General features: G+C 68.6%; 12 protein-coding genes. 6 read left to right on the top strand and 6 right to left on the bottom strand.

Going from position 1 to position 20,597, the window contains the following annotated elements; translation table 11 throughout:
• The first annotated feature begins 7 nt into the window (after positions 1–7).
• The 3 genes from BLV24_RS01240 (at position 8) to BLV24_RS21375 (ending at position 4,424) form a co-directional block, all read left to right on the top strand.
• Positions 8–328 (top strand): hypothetical protein, encoded by a 321-nt coding sequence (locus BLV24_RS01240; protein ID WP_092679322.1) that lies wholly within the window; start codon positions 8–10, stop codon positions 326–328.
• The gene (locus BLV24_RS01235) at positions 325–630 is read left to right on the top strand and encodes a hypothetical protein (RefSeq protein WP_092679321.1); all 306 of its coding nucleotides are present in this window, start codon (positions 325–327) and stop codon (positions 628–630) included. The genes BLV24_RS01240 and BLV24_RS01235 overlap by 4 nt, the downstream gene beginning before the upstream one ends.
• Before the next feature lie 587 nt (positions 631–1,217).
• Positions 1,218–4,424 carry a phosphoribosyltransferase-like protein gene (locus BLV24_RS21375; RefSeq protein ID WP_143040180.1) on the top strand — a complete coding sequence of 1,069 codons (3,207 nt, stop codon included), beginning with the start codon at positions 1,218–1,220 and terminating at the stop codon, positions 4,422–4,424.
• 458 nt (positions 4,425–4,882) lie between these two features.
• On the opposite strand, the gene BLV24_RS01230 is transcribed toward BLV24_RS21375, so the two are convergent.
• The 4 genes from BLV24_RS01230 to BLV24_RS01220 are packed head-to-tail and all read right to left on the bottom strand — an operon-like array spanning position 4,883 to position 6,957.
• On the bottom strand, positions 4,883–6,040 hold the full coding sequence (locus BLV24_RS01230) for a tyrosine-type recombinase/integrase (RefSeq protein WP_092679320.1): 1,158 nt from the start codon (positions 6,038–6,040) through the stop codon (positions 4,883–4,885).
• Positions 6,037–6,339, bottom strand: a complete 303-nt coding sequence (locus BLV24_RS01225) for a hypothetical protein (RefSeq protein WP_092679319.1) — start codon at positions 6,337–6,339, stop codon at positions 6,037–6,039. The genes BLV24_RS01230 and BLV24_RS01225 overlap by 4 nt, the downstream gene beginning before the upstream one ends.
• Positions 6,336–6,506: a hypothetical protein gene (locus BLV24_RS21835; RefSeq protein ID WP_176954583.1), complete on the bottom strand. Its 171-nt coding sequence runs from the start codon at positions 6,504–6,506 to the stop codon at positions 6,336–6,338. Before BLV24_RS21835 ends, BLV24_RS01225 begins: the two co-directional genes overlap by 4 nt.
• Entirely contained in the window at positions 6,499–6,957 is a 459-nt protein-coding gene (locus BLV24_RS01220) for a hypothetical protein (protein WP_092679318.1), read from the bottom strand. Before BLV24_RS01220 ends, BLV24_RS21835 begins: the two co-directional genes overlap by 8 nt.
• A 448-nt stretch (positions 6,958–7,405) precedes the next feature.
• Here BLV24_RS01220 and BLV24_RS01215 point away from each other — a divergent pair, with 448 nt between their 5' ends.
• The gene (locus BLV24_RS01215) at positions 7,406–14,524 is read left to right on the top strand and encodes an autotransporter outer membrane beta-barrel domain-containing protein (protein ID WP_092679317.1); all 7,119 of its coding nucleotides are present in this window, start codon (positions 7,406–7,408) and stop codon (positions 14,522–14,524) included.
• A gap of 539 nt (positions 14,525–15,063) precedes the next feature.
• Complete coding sequence (locus tag BLV24_RS01210) at positions 15,064–15,471, top strand: response regulator transcription factor (RefSeq protein WP_092679316.1); 408 nt, start codon at positions 15,064–15,066, stop codon at positions 15,469–15,471.
• Here the strand turns inward: BLV24_RS01210 and BLV24_RS01205 are convergent.
• Positions 15,411–15,851 (bottom strand): response regulator, encoded by a 441-nt coding sequence (locus BLV24_RS01205; protein ID WP_092679315.1) that lies wholly within the window; start codon positions 15,849–15,851, stop codon positions 15,411–15,413. The two genes, BLV24_RS01210 and BLV24_RS01205, sit on opposite strands and share 61 nt — an antisense overlap.
• Positions 15,841–18,915 carry an ATP-binding protein gene (locus BLV24_RS01200; protein WP_092679314.1) on the bottom strand — a complete coding sequence of 1,025 codons (3,075 nt, stop codon included), beginning with the start codon at positions 18,913–18,915 and terminating at the stop codon, positions 15,841–15,843. The genes BLV24_RS01205 and BLV24_RS01200 overlap by 11 nt, the downstream gene beginning before the upstream one ends.
• Positions 18,916–19,627: 712 nt before the next feature.
• Between BLV24_RS01200 and BLV24_RS01195 the strand changes: the two genes are divergently transcribed.
• On the top strand, positions 19,628–20,584 hold the full coding sequence (locus BLV24_RS01195; RefSeq protein ID WP_092679313.1) for a Gfo/Idh/MocA family protein: 957 nt from the start codon (positions 19,628–19,630) through the stop codon (positions 20,582–20,584).
• Positions 20,585–20,597: the final 13 nt, after the last annotated feature.

The following is a 20,597-nucleotide window of genomic DNA, read 5'->3' as shown; positions in this document are numbered from 1 at the left end:
GGCAGCCATGACGATGATCGAGAACAGCGAACGCGGCCTGACCATCGCCAAGCCCCTGGCCTGGTCCATCCTGGTCGCGCTGGTCTGCGGCGGCATCTGGGTCGGCTCCCAGATCGGGACGCTGGCCGAGGTGCAGCGGCAGGTCGCCGAGAACCGCAAGGACATCGCTGCGTTGAGCGGCGTCCAACGGCTCGCCGCCGTGGAGAACGCGCGCCTGGCCGAGAAGGTGTCGGCCATCCTGGACGGCGTGAAGCGGATCGAGACCCGGCTGGACCGGCTGGAGCGCGAGCGGCGCGGTCTCCCCTCGTCACTGGAGAGCTTCCAGTGAGCGGCGAGCGCGGCGGCAGGCGAGCCGACCTGATGCTGGCCGGGACCTTCGCGTCCCTCGCCGTCATCGCGGCCGTGCTGGGCGCGCTGGCCATCTTCGCCCCTGATGGCAGTAGCGCCCTGGTCAACACGCTGGTAGGGTTCCTGACTGGCATCGGCGGCATGTTCGCCCGCAACCTCGGAACCGCTTTCGACTTCGAATTCGGGTCCAGCCGGTCGAGCCGCGACAAGGACGAGCGCCTGGCCGGCCTTGCCCAGGGCCAGCCCGCCCCGCCGCCAAAGCGACCCCGCCCCAGAATCTAAGCTTCTGAAATATAAAGATATTTTCGTGACTTTTAATCAGCTGGTCGTGGGTTCGATACCCACCCCGCTCACCAATTTCCCTTTCGGGGGAGTGACTTACAAGAAGTTTCGAAAGAGTACGTCCGAATTTTCGGGGGCATCCGAGTCGGACGGAATTTCCCTTGTATTTCAGTGCTGGAACTTCCGGGTCCAGAGTCTTGGGGAGCGTCCATATGTGAGGCTCAGCCAGCCCCGTTTCGGTTTCTCGCTGACGATTCCTGCTTTCCGAGATCGACCTAGCGCGTCGCCTGTCGGCCCAGAGCGGTTGTTCGATTCCGTAGCAGCCGAGGTCCGGATTCATAGCCAGGAGCGGTCATGGGGTCGTGACCATACTCCCGTGCCAGGGACGCCGGCATCTGGAGTTGACGACTGACTGCTGTACAGGTTTTGTAAATTCGGTCTGGGCAGAAAGCGATAGGTCGGGGTGCTACCAAGTTCCAACGAGAAGCGGCGGAAGAATCGAAAGTCTCTACGAGAGCCTGATTGCCGAGTGCAGCGTATGCGGCGAACAAGGTTCAGAACTAGAAAAGACTCTCAAGAAAGTATAGATGCTGTCTATGTCCGAAACTGAGATTCATATTGATTACCTTGCTGTCGCTGAGAAAGCCGTGCGCGATGGCAACACTGAGGATGCCAGGCTAGCTCTGCGCAAATGGCTATGTATTGGCATCGATGAATTGGGTCCGATCGGATCCCTATCTTCGATCCTAAATTCGATATCTGCATCCTCACCCAACAATAGGAAGATCCCACCGGTTATCCTGAGGTTCTTGGCAACGGAAGGCGTGATCCTTGCTGACGGCTGGAAAGGAGAAGTGCAGAGATCAATCGTGTCCATTTGCGAAACGGCAGCGCCAGACCTTTGCAAATTCTTAAAAATTGATCCAAGAATGCAGAATTTTAAGAAATTCGAAGCTCTGCAGGGAGCCCACTCGATTATGTGCGGTAATCTCGACGCATTGACGACTCGCTACGGCGACATTGAATCTGTGGTCGCAGCTCAGAAATCCATCACAGCACCACTGAATCATGGACAAGTGCGAGCTTACTGCTCCCCATTTGGCCTCAATGAGATCCGCGCAGGAATCGACGCAACCTTCTCTAAATTAAAAGCGGTAACGCAGTCGAGCGCGTCATTTGTGGAGGACTATGCGGACTGTCGTCGCGCCCTCGATCAATGCAACGAAGTTGCGCAGGAAATTTCGTCGTTTGTCACAATAGACTACGTCATCCCCTTCTTAGAGATGGTTGATCGGTTGCTGAATGAATATGTGGCCTCGACCAAGGCGAGGTTCTATTCAGATCTGAATTCGGAATGGATACAACCATCTATTGCAAAGAAACACCCCCTACACGAAGTCGGGCGTGAATTCAGCCTGTCCGTACCATTCCGAAACGACGGCCCTGGTATGGCGATTGATGTCCGCGCAACTATGGTGTTGAGTTCAGATGACGTCGTTCTGCAAAGTCAAGTGGTTCCGCTTGGAAATGTGATGCCGGGGGAATTTTCTCTTGTGCTTCCCGTCATGGTCCTGGCGCCATGCAAAAGCTTCAGCGGAATGGTGGAACTTGATTGGGCTGAGGTGGGGGCCGGATCACGAAAGAGGAAGTCGTTCGATTTCGATGTGATTGCGCAGGCCCACGATATTGACTGGTCCCGGCTCACCTACTGGACGCCGTACAGCACGGACGTCGCAAAGGGCTCTGAATTCATTGGTCGCCTCGATAAAGTGGAGCACTTGGCCAGCAAACTCCTCAGAACCCCTATGGAGCCATTCTATATAACTGGGCAAAAGCGCGTTGGAAAGACGTCACTTGTTCGGGCAGCTACCGAATTCGCGGAGGCGAATACCGTTGATAGTGATATTCGGCAACACTTTATACTCTGGGGCGACGTCGCGCACGCCGACCCTGCAATGGCGCTCAGACAGATTGGCGAAAGCATTGAAGAGTTTATCACGAATAGCTTGCCGGATGGTGTTTCGAATGTTCGCCATGATTACGCCGGATCGCTGTCTCCATTGCTAAAGGTATTTGATAGAGCACAGAGCTTTCTTCCAAATACGAAGTTTGTAGTGACAATAGACGAATTCGATGAAATTCCACAGGAGCTATATCTCCACGGAAATCTCGCAGAGACGTTCTTTGCGAACCTGCGATCCATTTCTCGCAGAGATAATGTCTGCCTCGTTCTCGTTGGGGGCGAGAACATGGCTTACGTCATGTCCCGCCAAGGGCAAAAGCTAAATAACTTCGTCGAAGTCAGCCTGAGCTACTTTTCTCGCGAGACGGAATGGTCGGACTTCCAGCAGATGGTAAGGATTCCGACCTCGGGAAAGCTAAGCTGGCATGACGATGCGGTAGCTGAGGTTTTCAACATCTCGAATGGTAACCCCTATTACGCGAAACTAGTCTGCGCGGGGGTGGCTAAGCGCTCAATCGCGGCTCGGGACGCCGACATCACCCGACTTGAGGTCAGGCAAGCTGCGGATGAACAGATTTCGTCGCTGGGATCAAATTCGTTCGCGCATCTATGGCAAGACGGAATTCCCAAATCGCCCGAGGAGCGAGAGCCAGATGTCCTGAGGCGCAGCCGGGTCCTGGTCGCCGCCGCCAGATGCCTAAGAGACAGACTATCGCTTACGTTGAGCAACCTTGCCGACAAGAAGGTATCGGGCTCGCTTAGCGCTGCAGAAATTCAGCACGTTTTAAACGACCTTCACATGCGTCAAATATTGGAGGAGGAAGTGCATGAGTATCGCTTCGTCCTGCCGATTTTTGGTAGCTGGCTCGCAGATGTTGGCGCTAGCAAGCTTGTCGCAGACGCGCTGAGCGAAGAGTTGGCACAGTCCATCCTGGCTGAGGAAAATGCTGCCCTCGTTCGTTCTGAGGAAATCGTCTCTCTATCAAGATCCTGGCCGGTTTATCGAGGAAAATCTGTTACGACGGATGAAATTCGAGCTTGGTATCAACAAGTAGAAAGCATTAAAGAACAACGACTTCTATTTGAACTCCTGAAGAAAGTGAAGTTCTTCAGCGAGGCGCACATTAGGGAGCGCCTGGAAACTGTGCATTCGTTCGTTCGATCTGCAATTCCGCCGGAAGTCCAGACCAAACGGAAGCAGCGACGAAATGATATTGCCGTTGTCTATGTGGATGGCGAAGGGAAAAGCGGCTCGGCTTACGCCACAATGTATGCTGAGCAGAATCGAATCTCGGCTCGGGCAGTGTTTAGCGCTAGCTCCTTCGCAAGACAAATAAAACTTCACATTGAGAACCACGGTGTACCTGCGGCGGTTGTCGTGGTTGATGACATCGCGGCTACTGGCAATTCTCTGGAGGGAAACCTGAGATCGTTTGCCTCCGAACATTCCGAAGTTATAGGCCATGCCAAGCTCCGTGCCATCTCAATCGTCGCAACTCAATCGGCCTATGATCGCTTAACTCGGTCTCTATCTGATTTTGAAGTCGATGCTGATTTTCGGGCCTGTGAGATATTGAACGAGCAACATCACGCCTTTCCAAACGACAAGAGCGGGTGGCAATCAGAAGACACCTGGGACCGGGCAAAAGCACTTTGCGAGCAGCTCGGAACTTATATTTACCCGAAGAACCCTCTGGGCTTTGGGGGGATGGGCCTACTTGTGGTGTTTCCCACCACTGTTCCGAATAATACGCTTCCGATCTTACATTCACGCGCCAAGGCCAGCAGCGTTGTTGAGTGGTCCCCGCTGTTCGAGCGGGTTACCCATTGAGAATTGCCTAGGCTAGCAGTGAACGACAACGAGTTACTGGCTCCTTCACAGTCAAATCCTCTAAAGCGGCTTGCGGAGTGGCAGCGGAAGCAGATGGGAGATTCTTAAGTATACTCGCTCGTAGCGGCTCGGGCACCTTGGGGATCCGGGAATGACGTTGCTTTCTCTTCGAGGGTTTTCCGTCGCCTTAGCTTAACCGGGCGAGGCCGCCGGCTTTGGGTTGTCGACCGACCTCTGCAGCGCGCGGTTTGGACAGTATGTCAGTCCGGCCCCTGTTCAACTCAGCGACTTTGATGCAAATGCGTCCGTTTCTGGCGCATCGCGGTCCTTCCTGCCTGGCGCAGCAAAGGTCGGCTTTCCGCCCAAATCGGCCGACGCAGATAGGCTGCCTAGAATGGTTGGCAAAGATGCAGGGGGCGGCAGCGCGCTAACCTAGCCGCAGGCTCACTCGGCCCGTCCTATCGCTTCACCGGCCTCCGCACCGCATCCACAGCGCGCCTCGCCCCCGCCTGCGACGCAGGGTTGTAGGTGACCCCCAGGCGGGCGTTCCGATCCGCCTGGTTCCCCATGCCGTCCGCCCTGTCGCGGTCGCTGGCGCCGCCCTCGCGCGCCCACCAGGCCCAGCTGCGGCGCAGGTCGCGGAACTGCACTTCCTTGATCGCAGGCATAGTGCGCGCCGCCCTGGCGCGCGCCTTGGCAAAGTGGGTTCGGAAGTTATCGGGAAGGTAGGCGGCGCCCTCCGCATTCAGGATCAGGGGGCCCTCCCCCTTAGCCTCCGCGCGGCGCGCCTCGATCATGGGCGCCAGCTCGGAATGCACCGGCATCACCGCGGCTTTCTGCGCGCTCCCCGCCTTCGCCTTCGAGCGCAGGAAACGCCACATGCCGTCCGCGCCGAAGTGCTCCACTTGCGCCGCCAGCACGTCGGCCTGGCGCTGGCCCTGATACCAGGCGACCGCAATCGCCAGACGCATCCCGGCCAGGCCCAGATCCTCGGCCGCGGCGCAGAGGGCGTCGAACTCTTCCCAGGACAGCACCCGGTCGCGGGGCGCCGGCGTCTCCATCTTGAGGCGCGTCGCCGGGTTCACGACCACCCAGCCGCGCAGCTCGCCATAGCCGAACAGCACCGAGAACACCCGCAGGTCATGCTGCGCGATCCACTTCCCGTTCTCCCGATAGAGCGTTTCATACCACTCGCGCAGGATCGGCCTTGTGAAGGCCGCGGCCTGCGTCCCCCCCCATTTCGCCTCGATCCGCAGGAAGGTGGCGGCGTAGTCGCGCTGCGTGGCCGGCCGCAGCTTCGCCCAGGCGGGCGAGCGCCGGTATTCCAGCACCAGCTTGGATACCGTTCGCCCGCCCCGCGCCTTCACCGAGAGGCCGGCGCGAGCGCGTTCCACGGCCCGGTTCAGCGCCTCGGCCTCGCGGATCGACCAGGTGAGGCGGGCGGGGTCCAGCTCCACCGGCTCGAAGCCGAACGCCTCCCGCTCGGCTGCGGTGGGCTCCCACCACAGGCGCCAGGTTCCCGAGGTGCGTTTGCGCTGGCGCATCCGGGCCGGCACGTCCTCCACCCGGTCGAGCGGCGCGGCCGCTTTCCGGCGGCGCGGCGCGCGGGCGCTCACGGCATCCTCGCCATGCGCAGCATCACCGCCCGGTCGGCGGCGAGATCGGCCGCGGCCATGCGGGGCACGCCTTCGACCGGCGCCGGCGGGCGGTTCGCCCAGGCGATCACCTCGTCGCGCCGCCAACGGAACGGAACCACGGCGCGCTGGAGGATCGGGGGCGGAAAGCCCTCGCCTTCCTCCAGCCGCTCCCGCGCGCAGAGGAAGGCGTTGGCCGAGGCGTAGCCGATCAGCGGGGCGACCTCGGCCGCGGTCAGGAACAGCCGGCCCTCGCCGCGAGGGATACGGCGCCTGGTCATCGCCCGGCCCTCCGCAGCGCCTCGCGATCCTTCCGTTGAGCCCACCACTGGGCCAGGTGCGTGGTCGCGGCGCCGATCAGGATGCCGCCCAGAAGCACGCCGGCGATGCCCAGGATCAGCCAGAGCTGATCGTGGGGCGAGAGCAGCATGTCCCGCGTCTCACGCATCGCCCCGCCCTCCGTCCAGGAGGCGCAGGGCCGGGCCTTCCGCGGCCTGACGCTCGGCCATGCGGCTGGCCATGTCCTGCATCCGAAGGCGGAAGGCGCGGAAGCGGCGCAGCTCGTCCACCAGCGCCGGCGCGCAGAGGTTGCGTTGAATTTCCGACGCGGCAAGGGGGTCAGCACGTTCTCGTGGCCAAGGGTTCCGGCTCCAGACCTTGAACGCCTCCGGGGGGACGTGGCGGCGGCTGGCGAGATTCGCCCGCGCCCCGGTCGGCGGCAGCGCCGCCAGGATCGCCCGGTCGCGGCGCTCCACGCGCTTGTCCGCCGGCATCATGCGCAGCGCGTGCAGCGCCTGCCCGGGCGAGGGATGACCACGCCAGTCGCCGCCATGCGCCGACGTCGCCGCCCGGCGCGAGGGCGTGAGGCGGGCGGCGCAGGTGGCGGCGCGATCGGCCACGGGGTCGGAGCCGCGCGGCGCCGACCTGGGGGGCGTCGGCGCGGGCCCCGGCCGCCTGGCCGCAACCCGGGAAGGAGCAGAACCCGCCCTTGCGGAGCGGGGCGTTTTTCGTTGCGGCCGTCAACCAGATCCCCCTCCTGTCACGGGCCGCCACAAGGCGTCGGCGACTTACGCAGAGACCAGCAGCCAGCGTTCATAAAACTTCCGGCCCGCTCAAATAATTCGACCCGACCCTCAAAGTCGCAAAGCGAAACCGGCGCGGCTGAACTGGCCTTTGTCGAGAATATTGCTGACTTATTCCGTTCCGCGTGTTTTTCTGCCCTCGGATTGTCAGGGCCGGGTGGGTCGGCCCTGTTCGCGCCCGCCCTGTTCGCGCGGCGCGATCCGGCTTTTGGGGGGACCGGCGAAAAGGCGACGCCGTCCCGCCGCGTAAGGGGGGGACGTCGCCATGTTCACATTCCATTCCAACGCCGCGTCGCGGCGGTCATTCCGCTGCGCGCTGCTCGCCAGCACCTCGGCGCTGGCGCTCTCGCAGACGCCGCGCGCGGCCGCGGACCAGATCGTCACCTGCAGCGCGAGCTACGCTCAGACCTGCACGCTGGAGACGGGCGACACCGGCGCGCTCTTCGACTACACGCTCTCGGACGACGGCTTCCTGGCCTATGTCGTCAACGACGCCAACCTTCGGGCGACCGCCGGCTCCCAGCCGATCATCATCCAGATTCACGCGACCGGCTCCGACGGCTCCACCGACGGCGACGACGGCGACGGCGAGGCCCGCGGCGTGGATGGCGGCGAGTTCATCATAACCAACAACGAGAGCATGACCCTGGTCGGCGGCGGCTCCGGCGGGTCCGGAGTGCTGGCGGGCATCAACGTGGAGGCCACTGGCGGGAACGGCGTCGAACCTTCCCACAACGGCAATGACGGCGGGCGCGGCGGCGACGGCGGGGTCGTGACGATCGACAACGACGGCTTGATCGAGATCGATTCCGAGGCGCCCGGCGCCAATCAGAACGCCATCTTCGGCATCCGCGTCAACAGCTTCGGCGGAGACGGCGGCGACATGAACGGCGGGGCCGGCGACCAGGCCGGCGGAGCGGGCGGCGACGCCAAGCAGGTGACGATCACCACCTACGACAGCGGACGCATCACTCTGGGCTCGACCACCGACGCGCTGCTGCCGACGGCCAACGGCGCGCGCGGCATCTCCGTCCACGCCACAGGCGGGGAAGGCGGCAGCGAAAACGGCAACGGCGGCGCGGGCGGGACCATCGACATCACCACCCACGGAAGCATCGAGCTGAACCTGGACACCTCGGTCAGGGCCGCGTCCCCGTCGTTCTCGATCGCGGGCGTCTTCGCGCGATCCACCGGCGGCACCGGCCAGGCCTCCGAAGACAATTCCGATCCGGGCGGTCGGGGCGAGGAAGGCCGGCCGATCACCCTGATCAACACCGGCGAAATCATCGTCAACGCGCCCTATCTGACCGAGGCCTACACGGACGGCGCGTTCTCGGCGGCGATGTTCGCGCTCTCGGAGGGCGGCGACGGCGGCGCCTCTCCCAACAAGAATGTCGGCGGCGCCGGCGGCGGCGCGGCGGTGGACACCAGCGGCGCGGTCAGCAAGGTCCAGGTGAGCAGCGAGGCCAGCAGCAGGATCGATACCACCGGCTACGGGATCATGGGCATGGCCGCGTTCGCGCGCGGGGGCGACGGCGGCGATGGCAACGGCGCGACGAACTCCGTCGGCGGCGCCGGCGGGCGCGGGGCCGACATCCTCCTCGAAGCGGGGGAGAACATGACGCTCGAAACCCGCGGCGACGAAGCCTACGGGGTCGTCGGACAGTCCATCGGCGGCATCGGCGGCGGCAACGCCGCCGTGGCGGGCGCCGGCGGAGCGGGCGGGACCATCACCATGACGGCGGGCGAAGGCTCGAGTATCTTGACCAAAGGCGACTTCGCGGGCGGCGTGGTGCTGCACTCGCTGGGCGGGGGCGGCGGCGTGGGCGCCGATTTCACCAGCGTGCTCTACGGAACCGGCGGAGACGGCGGCAACGGCGCGAACGCCGGCGAAGTCGACGTGACGATCGCGGGATCGATCGAGACCCAGGGCCAGTATTCCCATGGGGTGCTGGCGCAGTCCATCGGCGGCGGCGGCGGCTCGGGCGGCATCGGGGCGGGACTGGTCCTGGGCCTCGGCGGGGACGGCGGCGAGGGCGGTCTGGGCGCCGCGGTCACGATCCAGCATTCCGGCGACGTGGAAACGGACGACTACGGCTCCAACGGCATCGTGGCGCAGTCGATCTCGGGCGGCGGCGGCGCCGCCGGCGCCGCCGGGGGCGTCCTGTCCATCGGCGGCCAGGGCGGCGCCTCCACCGGTGTGGATGCGAACAGCAGCTCCGGCGTCGTGAGCATCAATTCCTCGGGCGACGTGACCACCACGGACGACGCTTCGATCGGCATCCTGGCCCAGTCCATCGGCGGCGGCGGCGGCGCCGGCGCGGGCTCGGACGGCATCGCCGCGATCGGCGGCAGCGGGGGCGCGGCCAGCGCAGGGGGCGAGGCGAGCATCTTCGCGGTGTCCGGCACGATCTCGACGGATGGCGCATTCTCCCACGGGCTCGTCGCCCAGTCGATCGGGGGCGGCGGCGGCACGGGCGGCGACGTCATCGACCTGTCGGTCGGCGCCGGCCTCGGCGTCGGCGGCTCGGGCGGCGCGGCGGGCTATTCGCTCGCCGCCTGCATCTCCACCACCTACGACGCCTGCCTCGAGGGCAACTCGCCGAGCAACCCGAGCGCCGCCCCGGCCGACGCGGGCGAGACCCATGTCACCACCTCCGACGACTACTCCATCGCCGCCATGGCGCAATCCATCGGCGGCGGCGGCGGCGCGGGCGGCTCGGCGACCGGCGGCGGGGTGCTGGACATCGCCAGCCTCCAGCTCGGCGGCAGCGGCGGCGCGAGCGGCGACGGCTGGTTCGCCCAGATCCGCTGGGAGGACGCCTACGCCCTCACCAAGGGTCAGAACGCCCCGGCGCTGATGGCCCAGTCCATCGGCGGCGGCGGCGGCGCGGGCGGCTCCTCCTTCGCGGTCGGGGCGGAGGATGTGGTCGCGCTCCAGATCGGCGGCGGAGGGTCGGCCGGCGGCAACGGGCTCTCGGCCGAAGTCGACGTCATCGGCGGGCAGGCGCGCACCCGCGGCGCCAATTCGCCCGCCGCGGTGGCGCAGGTCATCGGCGGCGGCGGCGGCGCCGGCGGCGCCGCCCAGGGCATGATCGCGGATGTGGGCTTCGGCTTCGCCGTGTCCGTGGGCGCCAACGGCGGCGTGGGCGGCAACGCCGGCGGCGAAGATAACGGCGCCATCGCCCGCATCTCGTCCGGGGCGGAGCTGATCACCGGACTCGATAACAACGGCGTCCCCGAATACGAGGCGTCCGATTCCGTCGCGCTGCTGCTGCAGTCCATCGGCGGCGGCGGCGGCATCGGAGGCGCGTCGGTCGCCGACGCGCTGACGCTGGCGGTGCCGGTCGATCCCGAGGACCCGGCCAACGCGGTCTCGGTCTCGGTCACCACCGCGGTGGGCGGTTCGGGCGGCTCGGGCGGAAACGGCGGCGCGGTGCTGGCCACGATCAGCGACGATTCCTCGCTCGTCACCGGCGGCGCCGGCAGCCACGGGCTTCTGGCCCAATCCATCGGCGGCGGCGGCGGCGCGGGGGGCGCGAGCCAGGCGATGAGCGGCTCCATCGGCTACGCCGCCTCCGCCTCGGTCGACGTGTCCTCGTCCGTCGGCGGCAGCGGCGGGTCCGGCGGCCATGGCGGCGATGTTGACATCACGCTCGGCGACACCGCCTACATCCAGACGTTCGGGGCGAATGCGAACGCCATTCTGGCCCAGTCCATCGGCGGCGGCGGCGGCGACGGCGGCGTGGGCTCGGCGGCGACCAACGCCTATGGCGGCGGCTTCTCGGCCAATGTCGATATCGGCATCGGCGGCGCGGGAGGCTCCGGCTCCACCGGCGGCGACCTCACGGTCGCGACCGAGGCGGGCACGGGAATCTGGACCGAAGGCCCCGGCTCCCGCGGGGTGGTCGCGCAGTCCATCGGCGGCGGCGGCGGCGCCGGTCAGGGCGGGACCATCGGCATCGGCGTCTCGGGCGAGCTCAGCGGCGAGGGCGAGGGCGAAGGCGGGGGCGAGGAAGCGGCCGAGAGCGAAAGCGAGGGCGGGGGCGAAGAGGAGTCCGAGAGCTATTCCGGCGAAGTGACGGTGGCCATCGGCGCCCAGGGCGGCTCCGGCGGGACCGGGGGCGCGCTGAACCTCGACATGGCCGGCGGGATCGCCACCTCGGGCGACGACGCGGACGGCCTGCTGGCCCAGTCCATCGGCGGCGGCGGCGGCCTCGGCGGCTCGGCCTCCAATGACACGGGCGACGATGACGGGCTCGACTTCGGCGACGACGACACCACGAGCTACGACCTCGAACTGAGCGTCGGGGCCCGCGGCGGCTCCGGCGGGGTCGGCGGCACGGTGCTGCTCAGTTTCGGGGGCGCGATCGCCACCGAGGGCGACTGGTCCGAAGGCCTGGTCGTGCAGTCCATCGGCGGCGGCGGCGGCGTGGGCGGAACCTCCACGGCCGAGGGCTCCGAGGCCCGGGCCAACATCACCCTGGCCGTCGGCGGGACCGGCGGCACGGGCGGCGATGGCGGCGAGGCGCGGGTCACGGTGTCCGCGGCCTCCTCCGCCACGCCCTCCATCGCCACGCTGGGCTACGGCGCGCATGCGGTCGCGGTGCAGTCCATCGGCGGCGGCGGCGGCATGGGCGGCGACGGGTCGGATCAGGCCGCGGGCGATCTGACCGTGGGCGGCGCCGATGGCGGCGCCGGCGGCGCGGCGGGCGACGCCCGCGACGCCGGGTTCGATGTCGATGCGGGCGGGGTCATGATCGGCACGTCCGGGCACGACGCCTACGGCGTGCTCGTGCAGGCCATCGGCGGCGGCGGCGGGGTCGCCGGCGCCGGCAATTCCGAAGCCGCCGAGGACGATTCCTCGCACCAGCTTCAGGTCACGGTCGGCGGCCGGGGCGGCGCCTCGGGCGACGGCGGATCGGTCGACATCCACCTCACCGACGGCTCCGCCGTGAGCACCCTGGGCGACCGCGCCTTCGGTCTCGTCGCCCAGTCCATCGGCGGCGGCGGCGGCGTCGGCGGCGCGTCCGACACCAGCTCCCTCCTCTCGGTCACGGTCGGCGGCGGAGGCGGCGCCTCCGGCGACGGCGACGCCGTCGTGCTGAACCTGGACGCGGGGTCGTCCGTCTCCACCGCCGGCGACGGGGCCCACGGCGCCATCGCCCAGTCCATCGGCGGCGGCGGCGGCATCGGCGGCGACGCCGCCGGCCCCAACTACCAGTTCCGCGGGATCGCCGGCGGGGACGCGGCCGCAGGCGAAAGCGCCGACGTCACCGTCACGGCGGGCGGAAGCATCGTCACCACCGGCGTCCGCGCGCATGGGCTGATCGCGCAGTCGGTTTCCGGCGGCGGCGGCATACAGGGCGGCCCCGAGGGCGTCAGCTACGGCTCGCAGGCCGGCGACGCGCCGACGGCGCAATATTCCGGCCGCGTTTCGGTGCAGGTGGCCCAGAGCGGCTCGATCCAGGCGTCCGGCGACGGCTCCATCGGCCTTCTGGCCCAGTCCGACGGCGCGGTGCAGCTGGGCGCGATCGACGTGGACGTGGCCGGGCTGGTCCGCGGCGGCTCCGGCGCCAACGCGGTCGGGGTGATGATCATCGACGGCGCGACCCCGAGCGTGACGGTGGAGGCCGGCGGCGTGGTCGGGCTCAGCGGAGATGCCGCCGGCTACGCGCTGCGCTACCTCGCCGCCGGCGCCAAGAGCGAGGGCGCCTACATCACCACGCAGGTCTACGGCCTTCTGGAAGGCGACATTCGCTTCGAGAACGCCGACGGCCCCGGCGGCGCGGCGGGGGCGCTGTATGTGGAGCCCGGCGGAAGCTGGACCGGCATCGACCGCTCCTACACCGACGTTCAGAACTCGGGCTCCATCGACCTGGTGGCGGAGTCCGATGACGATGGATCCGCCTCCAGCATCTCGATGGTCAGCGCCACGGGCCAGACCCGCGCGGTCCCGGCCGCCCCCTCCCGCAGGGGGATCGGCCAGGCGCATCTGACCGGCGACTTCGTGCAGACCGCCTCCGGCACGCTGCGCGTCACCGGGGACTTCGAAGCCGAGGAGATCGACCTGCTCAAGGTGGACGGGACGGCGCATCTGGGCGGGACGCTGCTGATCGAGCCGGTGACGATCTCGCCCGACTCGCAGGTGACGGTGGTCTCCGCCGAGGGCGGTCTGCGCGGGCGCTTCGACGAAGTGCACAGCATGCTCTTCGACTTCGCCCAGACCCACGTCGACGGCGAGCTGACGATCGAGGCGGTGGACAGCCACTTCGCCGATCCCAGCCTCGGGCTCGATGCGCAGCAGGCCCGCGCGGCCCGCTATCTCGACACCGTGTTCGAAGCGGGCGGCGGCGAGTTCGGCGAGTTCTTCGCCGGGCAGGAGCGGCTGGCCCGCATCGACACGGCGGCCTATGCGCAGTCGCTGTCGATCTTCGCGCCGGGCGCCACGCTGGCGGCGGCGGCGGCGAATTTCGACCGGGCGCGCAGCCGGCTCGACGCCGCGCTGGGCTGCGAGGCGCCGGGCGCGGCCGCGGGCGGGGAGCGGGTCATGGCCGGCTCCGGGCGCTGCGTGCGGATGCTGGGCGCGGTCGAGCGGCGGGACCAGGACGGCGACGCCTCCGGCGCCTTCGGCTATGACGGCGTCGTGTGGACCACCGGCCTCGCCGGCCAGGCCGCGGTCGCGCCGGGCTGGACCGTCGGCGGCGCGCTGGGCTACGAGGGCGCCGACTATTCCGGCGACGTCGGAACTTCCGCCGAAGGCGGGACCGGCTTCCTCTCCGCGGGCGCGCGCCACGAATTCGGCGCCTGGGGCCTGTCGGCCAGCCTCGCGGGAAGCTGGGGCGAGTTCGACCTGAAGCGGCGGCTGTCCACCGCCACCGCGAACGCCGAGACCGAGATCTGGAGCCTCGCGGGGCGGGTCCATGCGGATTGGACCCACCCGCTGCCGCATGGCTGGCTGCGGCCCTCGCTGGACCTCGACGTCGTGCATTCGGCGGCGAGCGGCTATACCGAACAGGGCGCCGGCGCGCTGAACCTGGCACTCAGCGACAGCGACGAGACCGCGTTCATGGCCACCCCCGCGCTGGAGATCGGCGGCGAGACCCCGCTCACGCTCTCCTCGACCCTGCGGGGCTGGGTGCGGATCGGGGCCACCTTCTCGACGATCGACGGCTATGGGGCCAGCGGGCGGCTGGCCTCGGCGAGCCCCTCGCTGGGCGGCTTCGCAAGCGTCGTGGCGGTCCCTCAGACCGCCGCGCGCCTGAATGCGGGCCTGGCGATCGTGGAGACGGACAGCGTGTCGATGGAGGCCGTCTATGACGGCGCCTTCGCCGACGGCTACTCGGCCCACGGCGCCAGCCTACGCCTGACCGTTCGCTTCTGAGGCGGCGACGGTCCGGGCCGCCCCGGCGCCCCGCCCGGCCTTTCGCCGCGCGGGGCGCCACGCAGGGGGCGGGCTTGGGGCGGCGCGTTCGGGGGGGTGGGCGTTCGATGGTGCAGCGGATCAGCCGGGCGCCGAGATCGGCCTGCGTCTGATCGACGACGTCTCCCGGACATGCCCATGCGGAACGGCTTTGGTGCCTGCAAGCGAGGGCGTGAAGGAAGCAGGGTCACCGCAGAGCCGCCTGGAAACCGCCGGATCCTGTCGATGGATCGGGAGGCGCCTCGCGCAGCGGACCGGCCGCCCGTTGTTCCTCGGCCTCGAACACGCCGAGCTGCGCGCGAGCCTGCTCTCCTCAGGTGATCCAACCGAGCCGCAAGCCGGATTTCAGCGGCGGCTCACGCGCGATCGAGCCGCCGCTACGAGCCTTCCGCGGGCGCCCTTGAACGAAGCGAGAATGATCTCCCGCCCGTTTACCGTCGCTCTCAACACCTCTTTCACCGGGCGCGTCCATATTTCGCCGACGAAACGGGGGGTGAGCCATGAAGTGTCTGGTGATCGAAGACGACGACGATCTCGGTGAGCTCTGGCTCGCGCATCTGGAGGTGTGCGGCATTCGGGCCGACGTCGCGCGCAACCTGCACGAGGCGTCCTCGAAGATCCTGACCCAAGACTACGACGTGGTGATCTCCGACATCGACCTGCCCGACGGCAACGGCATGGAGCTGACCCACCTGCTCGCCTTCCGCCAGCCCGACACGCCCGTGGTGGTGGTGACCGGGCGCAGCGACTTCGAGAACGGGGAGCTGTTCACGCTCTACCACAACATCGCCGCGGTGTTCCGGAAGACCGAGAACTTCGAGGATATCTGCGCCTATATCGAGCACCGCTACGCGCGGCGCGACCGCAGGCCCTCGGCAGCGCCCGAGACTCGCAGCGCCGCCGGTTGATCCGCCCGCGCGGCCCAGACGTTCCGGAGCGCTTCGCAAAGCTCCTCCGGCTCGTAGGGCTTGGGAATGACGTCGAGCGCGCCGGCGTCGCGATAGCGTTTCACCTCGGACGGCTGCACCTTCGCGGTCAGGAACACGACCGGCGCCGACACCCCGGCGCGTCGCAGCAGCGCGAGCAGTTCGAGCCCGTCCGTTCCCGGCATCATGACGTCGAGCACCAGCAGATCGGGCCGGAAGCACGCCGCCCTGACCAGCGCCTCCTGCCCGGTCAGACAGGCGGCGACCTCGTAGCCGCCGATGTCGGCGAGCGTCAGCTCCGCCACTTCGAGAAGCTCGGGCTCGTCCTCGACCACAAGGATCCGCTTCAGTTCATGCGTCATTCCGGGCCTCCTGCGCCGCATTCCCGCCCGTCGCCTCCGCCCCGCCGCGCGCCAGCAGCCGCGAGACCTGCTCGCGAAGCCGCTCGGGCGTGAGCCGCGACTTGACCAGCCCCTGGGCGACCCGGGCGAGCTGGGCGGCCGGCGCGTCCTCGATCGAATGGATCAGGACCTCGGGCGTGTGATCGGGACGCTGGGCGATGATGTCGAGAAGCGCCTCGCCGCGCCCGTCAGGCATGTTCAGGTCGAGAATCACCAGGTCGTAGACCCCGTCCCGCAACATCCGGGTCGCCTCGGCGCAGGTCGCGGCGACCTCGATCCTGGCGAGATCGTCCAGCATGTCGGCGAGCAGGACATGCTGATCGGGCTCGTCCTCGACATGCAGGATGACGGGCGTGCCGGCGACGCGGCCGCGCACCGCCCGTCGAACCGCCTTGGCGAAACGCGGCGAGTCGATCGGCACGGGGACGACATCCGCGACCGGAACCAGCGCCCCTGCCAGCCCGGTGTCCAGGTCGGCCTCGGTCCGCAGGATGATCCGCACATGGTCGAGCCGCGGATCGCGCGCGATCTCCTCGACCATTTCGATGGTCCAGCTCGATGCGAGGTCCACGATGCAGGCGTCGACCCGCAGATCCGTGGCGATGGCGTTGAAGGCGTCGACCGAGAACACCCGGACCGTATCGTAGCCGAGATCCGCGCAGACCCCCGCCGTGGAGGCCAGCCGGCCGCTCCGGTCTTCGCAGACCAGCACGCAGCGCCGCGCCTCCGCGGGCTGCGGCGCGTCCCTCTCCGGCATCGGCGCGTGCTCGGGAGCGGGAAGCTCGAACCAGAACGTCGAGCCCCGGCCCTCCACGCTGTCATAGCCGATCCGGCCGTCATGCGCCTCGACGATGGCCTTGCTGATGCTGAGCCCCAGGCCGCTGCCGCCGGTGCGCCGGTGGTCTCCGCTCTCGGCCTGCATGAACTTTCCGAAGATCCGACCGCGAAGCTCGGACGGCACGCCCGGCCCGTTGTCGCGCACCGACAGTCGCCAGCGCCCGTCCCGCTCCTCCACCGCCAGGTCGACGGCGTCGCCCGCATCGGAGAACTTCACCGCGTTCGAGATCAGGTTGGCGATCACCTGGCCGATCCGGTCCGGGTCGCCCTGCATCGGCGCGCGGCCCTGCGCCGGCGCCAGGCGCAGCTCGATCGTCCGCACCGCCGCCATCGGGCGGCTTTCCTCCGCCACGCGGGCGGCGAGGTCGTGCAGTTCGAAGCGGATCCGGTCGAGGCGCAGCTTCCCGGCCTCGATCCGCTCGATATCCAGCAGGTCGTTGATCAGCTTGACCAGCCGCACGCAGTTCGAGGCGGCGAGTTCGACCATCCGCGCGGGCTTGGGCGAGAGCTCCTCCATGTGGCGGGAGCGGATCAGCCCGAGCGCGCCCTTGATCGCCGCGAGCGGCGTGCGCAATTCGTGGCTGACCATCGAAATGAACTCGCCCTTCGCGCGCTCGTTGCGCTCAAGCTGGCTCATGTCCTCGATCATCGCCGTGAACACATGCGCGCCGCCGCGCTCCTGCCGGGTGATGTCGAGCCGTATCGGGAATTCCGTTCCATCGCGGCGGCGCGCGACTTCCCGGCGGTTCGCGCCGATCATGCGCAGCTCGCCGGTGCGCAGGCAGCGCTCCAGATAGGCATGATGACGGGAGGCGTCGCGTTCGGTCATCAGCAGGGCGATGTCGGCGCCGATCAGCTCCTCCCTCCGATAGCTGAACATGGCGAGGGCGGCGGCGTTGACGTCTTCGATGCGACCGGCGCCGTCGGAGGTGACGAAGGCGTTGGTCGAGGTGTCGAACACCGCGCGCAGCTTGCCTTCGCGCTCCACCGCCGCGGATTCGCGCGCCTGCGCGGCGAAGGCCATGTCGCGCAGGACGCCTGTCAGCTCCTCGATCTCGGCGACGCTCGCCAGGGGCCAGGCGACGTCCGAGGGCGAACGGCCCGCGGCGAGTTCGCGCGTCGCCTCGGTCAGTCGCATCAGGGGAAGGCTGAGCTGGCGGGCGAAGAGCAGGATGGCCAGCGCCGCGGCGGCGGACAGCGCGATCACCGCGATCACCGCCTCGGTCAGCAGTCGCCGCGTGGCGGCGAGAGCGCCGGTTCGCGTCCGCACGACGAGCGCCGCATGCACGGGCGCGCCCGGCGCGTCGTTCATGACGAACCCCTGCGCGGCGGCGCCCGCCAGCTCTCCCCCGGCGAGGTTGACGAGGGTGGCGAAGCTTGCGCCCGGCGCGGCGCGCGCCTGTGCGACAAGGTCGGGGATCGCCCGCTCGCCCCCCCGTTCCTCGGCGAAGGCCTGCTCGCCGTTCGCGCTCAGCGTCAGCCCGGTGGGCGAGGCGATCATGAACGTGACGTCGGGATCGAACTGGGCGCGGAGGTCGTCGAGCGCCTTGCGCATGGAGACGTTGAGCACGAGCACCCCGATCAGGCCGCCATCGGTCCTGTGCACCGGCATCGCGACGCGGATCACCGGGTTGGGCGGCCGCTCCGCCACCCCGTTCTCGATGTTGAGGTCCAGGGCCGAGACATGGACCCCGCCCGGAGGCAGATCCCGGGCGGCGCGGAAGTAGTCCCGCCCGCTCTTGTCCTGCAGCCTCTCATCCCCCGGGGTGACGTAGGTGTCGCCGCGCCGCTCGACCCGCACCAACTCCCGCCCCTCGGGGCCGAGCAACCGGACCTGCGCCAGGGCGGGGGAGCCGTGCATGAGACCGATCCCGATCCGCGCCAGGCGGTCTTTCCAGAGGCTGAGCGGGGTCCGCTCCTCCGGATCGTAGCCGTCGTTCTCCTCCGCCCGGGCGATGCCGGCGAGGGGCGGCGTCCCGGAGAGGGATATGATCTGGGCGCGAAGGGCCGCGACCTCCCCCTGAAACCGCGCGAGGCCGGCGCGCAGGTCGGCCACCGCGTCATTGGCGGCGCTTGCGACGACCTGCTCGCGCTGCCGGTCATGGACCATCCAGGCGAGGCCGAAACTGATCGCGGCCACGAGAGCCGCGCTGGCCAGCGCGTATCGCTGGATGTCACGTTGGATCATGCGCAAGGCCTTGTCGGAAACTCGCCGACCCGCAGTCTACTATTCGCACTGATGCGGGCTCGCGCAACTTGGCCGGGCAAGGCTAATGAAGGGTTAAGGCGCGGATTCCGGCAAAAAGAATTGCGAAGGGCGGAGGGGCGGCCCGGCACCGCTTGCGGACGTGACGGCATGGCCCGGACACCGCCGCCCCCTATGCCCTGTCCGCGTCGGACCAGAGCGGCTTGCGCGGCCGTCGGCCTTGCGCCACGGCGGCGCCGCGCCGTCAGCAGGCGAAGGCCGCGACCCGGAAGCGCGCCCCGGAAAGGCCGGGGCGTCGGGGCGGGACCGGGGGAGGCGTCGCGCCGAAAGACATATCCGAAACGGTATGACAGAAGGCCGAAGACTGATTTGTCCCGCATGTCTTCGCAGGCGTAGGTTGTTCAGGCGGGCCGCGATGGGGAGCCTCGCCGCGGCCCGGCCCATTCAAGGCGTCGGCGCAGGACGGGCTGGGAGGCCTGGCGCCCGCCGGCGTCGGCAGGGAGGATCCCGATGACATCGCCCCCGCGCCTGCGCGCGTCCACGCCTTCCACCTGTCCGCCCCCCACCCTCCCGACCCCCACCCGACCGACCCGTGCGGCCCCGCCCGCTTCGTCACGGGCGCCCACGGCCTGCGCCGCCGGCCCCGGGCCGGATATCGGCGCCCCGCAAGACCAGCCCGGAAAGGCGATCCCCCATGACCGTCCCTGAAACTCCCGCGTCCGGCGGCCCCGAAATCGCCCTCGCGATCGTGGGCGTCGGCAAGATCGCCCGCGACCAGCACCTGCCGTCCATCGCCGCCGACCCGCGCTTCCGGCTCGCCGCCACCGTCAGCCGCTCCGGCGGGGCGGAGGGGATCGAGAACCACCCGGACCTCGACGCTCTCCTGCGCGGGCGGCCCGACATCGCCGCCCTGTCGCTCTGCCAGCCGCCGCAGGTCCGGTTCGAAGCCGCCCGCGCCGCGATCCTCGCGGGCCGGCACGTGATGCTGGAGAAGCCGCCCGGCCAGACTGTGGCCGAGGTGCAGGCGCTGGCCGCGCTCGCCGCGGCGCAGGGCGTGACGCTGTTCGCCACCTGGCATTCCCGCCACGCCGCCGGGGTCGCGCCGGCGCGGGACTGGCTGGCCGCCCATCCTCCGCGCCGGGTGCGGATCACCTGGCGGGAGGACGTGCGCGAATGGCATCCGGGCCAGACCTGGATCTGGCAGGCCGGCGGGCTCGGGGTGTTCGATCCGGGCGTCAACGCGCTGTCGATCCTCACCGCCATCCTGCCCGCGCCGGCGCGCCTGACCTCGGCCGACCTGCATGTGCCCGAAAACTGCGAGACCCCCATCGCCTGCGACCTGACCCTGGCCGGCTCCGGGGGGCTGGAGATCGAGGCCCGCTTCGACTTCCGCTGGGAGGGGCCGCCCGCCTGGGACATCGAGGTCGAGACCGATGCGGGCCCCCTGCGCCTGTCGAAGGGCGGCGCGGAGCTGTTCATCGGCGGCGCGGCGCAGGCGGTGGCGGCCCCGGGCGAGTATCCCGACCTCTATCGCCGCTTCGGAGCGCTGATCGACGCCGGCGTCTCGGACGTGGACCTGGCGCCGCTGGTTCTCGTGGCCGACGCCTTCCTGCTGGGCCGCCGCATCCCCGCGGCGCCCTTCCACGAATGACCGGGGGCGCAGC

The organism is Albimonas donghaensis (assembly GCF_900106695.1).
In the GTDB taxonomy this organism is placed as follows: domain Bacteria; phylum Pseudomonadota; class Alphaproteobacteria; order Rhodobacterales; family Rhodobacteraceae; genus Albimonas; species Albimonas donghaensis.
This window is presented reverse-complemented; position numbering and strand designations above follow the sequence as displayed.

Coding starts and splice junctions, on each gene's coding strand:
- BLV24_RS01240 (WP_092679322.1), top strand. CDS start 8: ATGACGATGATCGAGAACAGCGAACGCGGCCTGACCATCGCCAAGCCC.
- BLV24_RS21375 (WP_143040180.1), top strand. CDS start 1,218: ATGCTGTCTATGTCCGAAACTGAGATTCATATTGATTACCTTGCTGTC.
- BLV24_RS01225 (WP_092679319.1), bottom strand. CDS start 6,339: ATGACCAGGCGCCGTATCCCTCGCGGCGAGGGCCGGCTGTTCCTGACC.
- BLV24_RS21835 (WP_176954583.1), bottom strand. CDS start 6,506: ATGCGTGAGACGCGGGACATGCTGCTCTCGCCCCACGATCAGCTCTGG.
- BLV24_RS01215 (WP_092679317.1), top strand. CDS start 7,406: ATGTTCACATTCCATTCCAACGCCGCGTCGCGGCGGTCATTCCGCTGC.
- BLV24_RS01210 (WP_092679316.1), top strand. CDS start 15,064: ATGAAGTGTCTGGTGATCGAAGACGACGACGATCTCGGTGAGCTCTGG.
- BLV24_RS01205 (WP_092679315.1), bottom strand. CDS start 15,851: ATGACGCATGAACTGAAGCGGATCCTTGTGGTCGAGGACGAGCCCGAG.
- BLV24_RS01200 (WP_092679314.1), bottom strand. CDS start 18,915: ATGATCCAACGTGACATCCAGCGATACGCGCTGGCCAGCGCGGCTCTC.
- BLV24_RS01195 (WP_092679313.1), top strand. CDS start 19,628: ATGACCGTCCCTGAAACTCCCGCGTCCGGCGGCCCCGAAATCGCCCTC.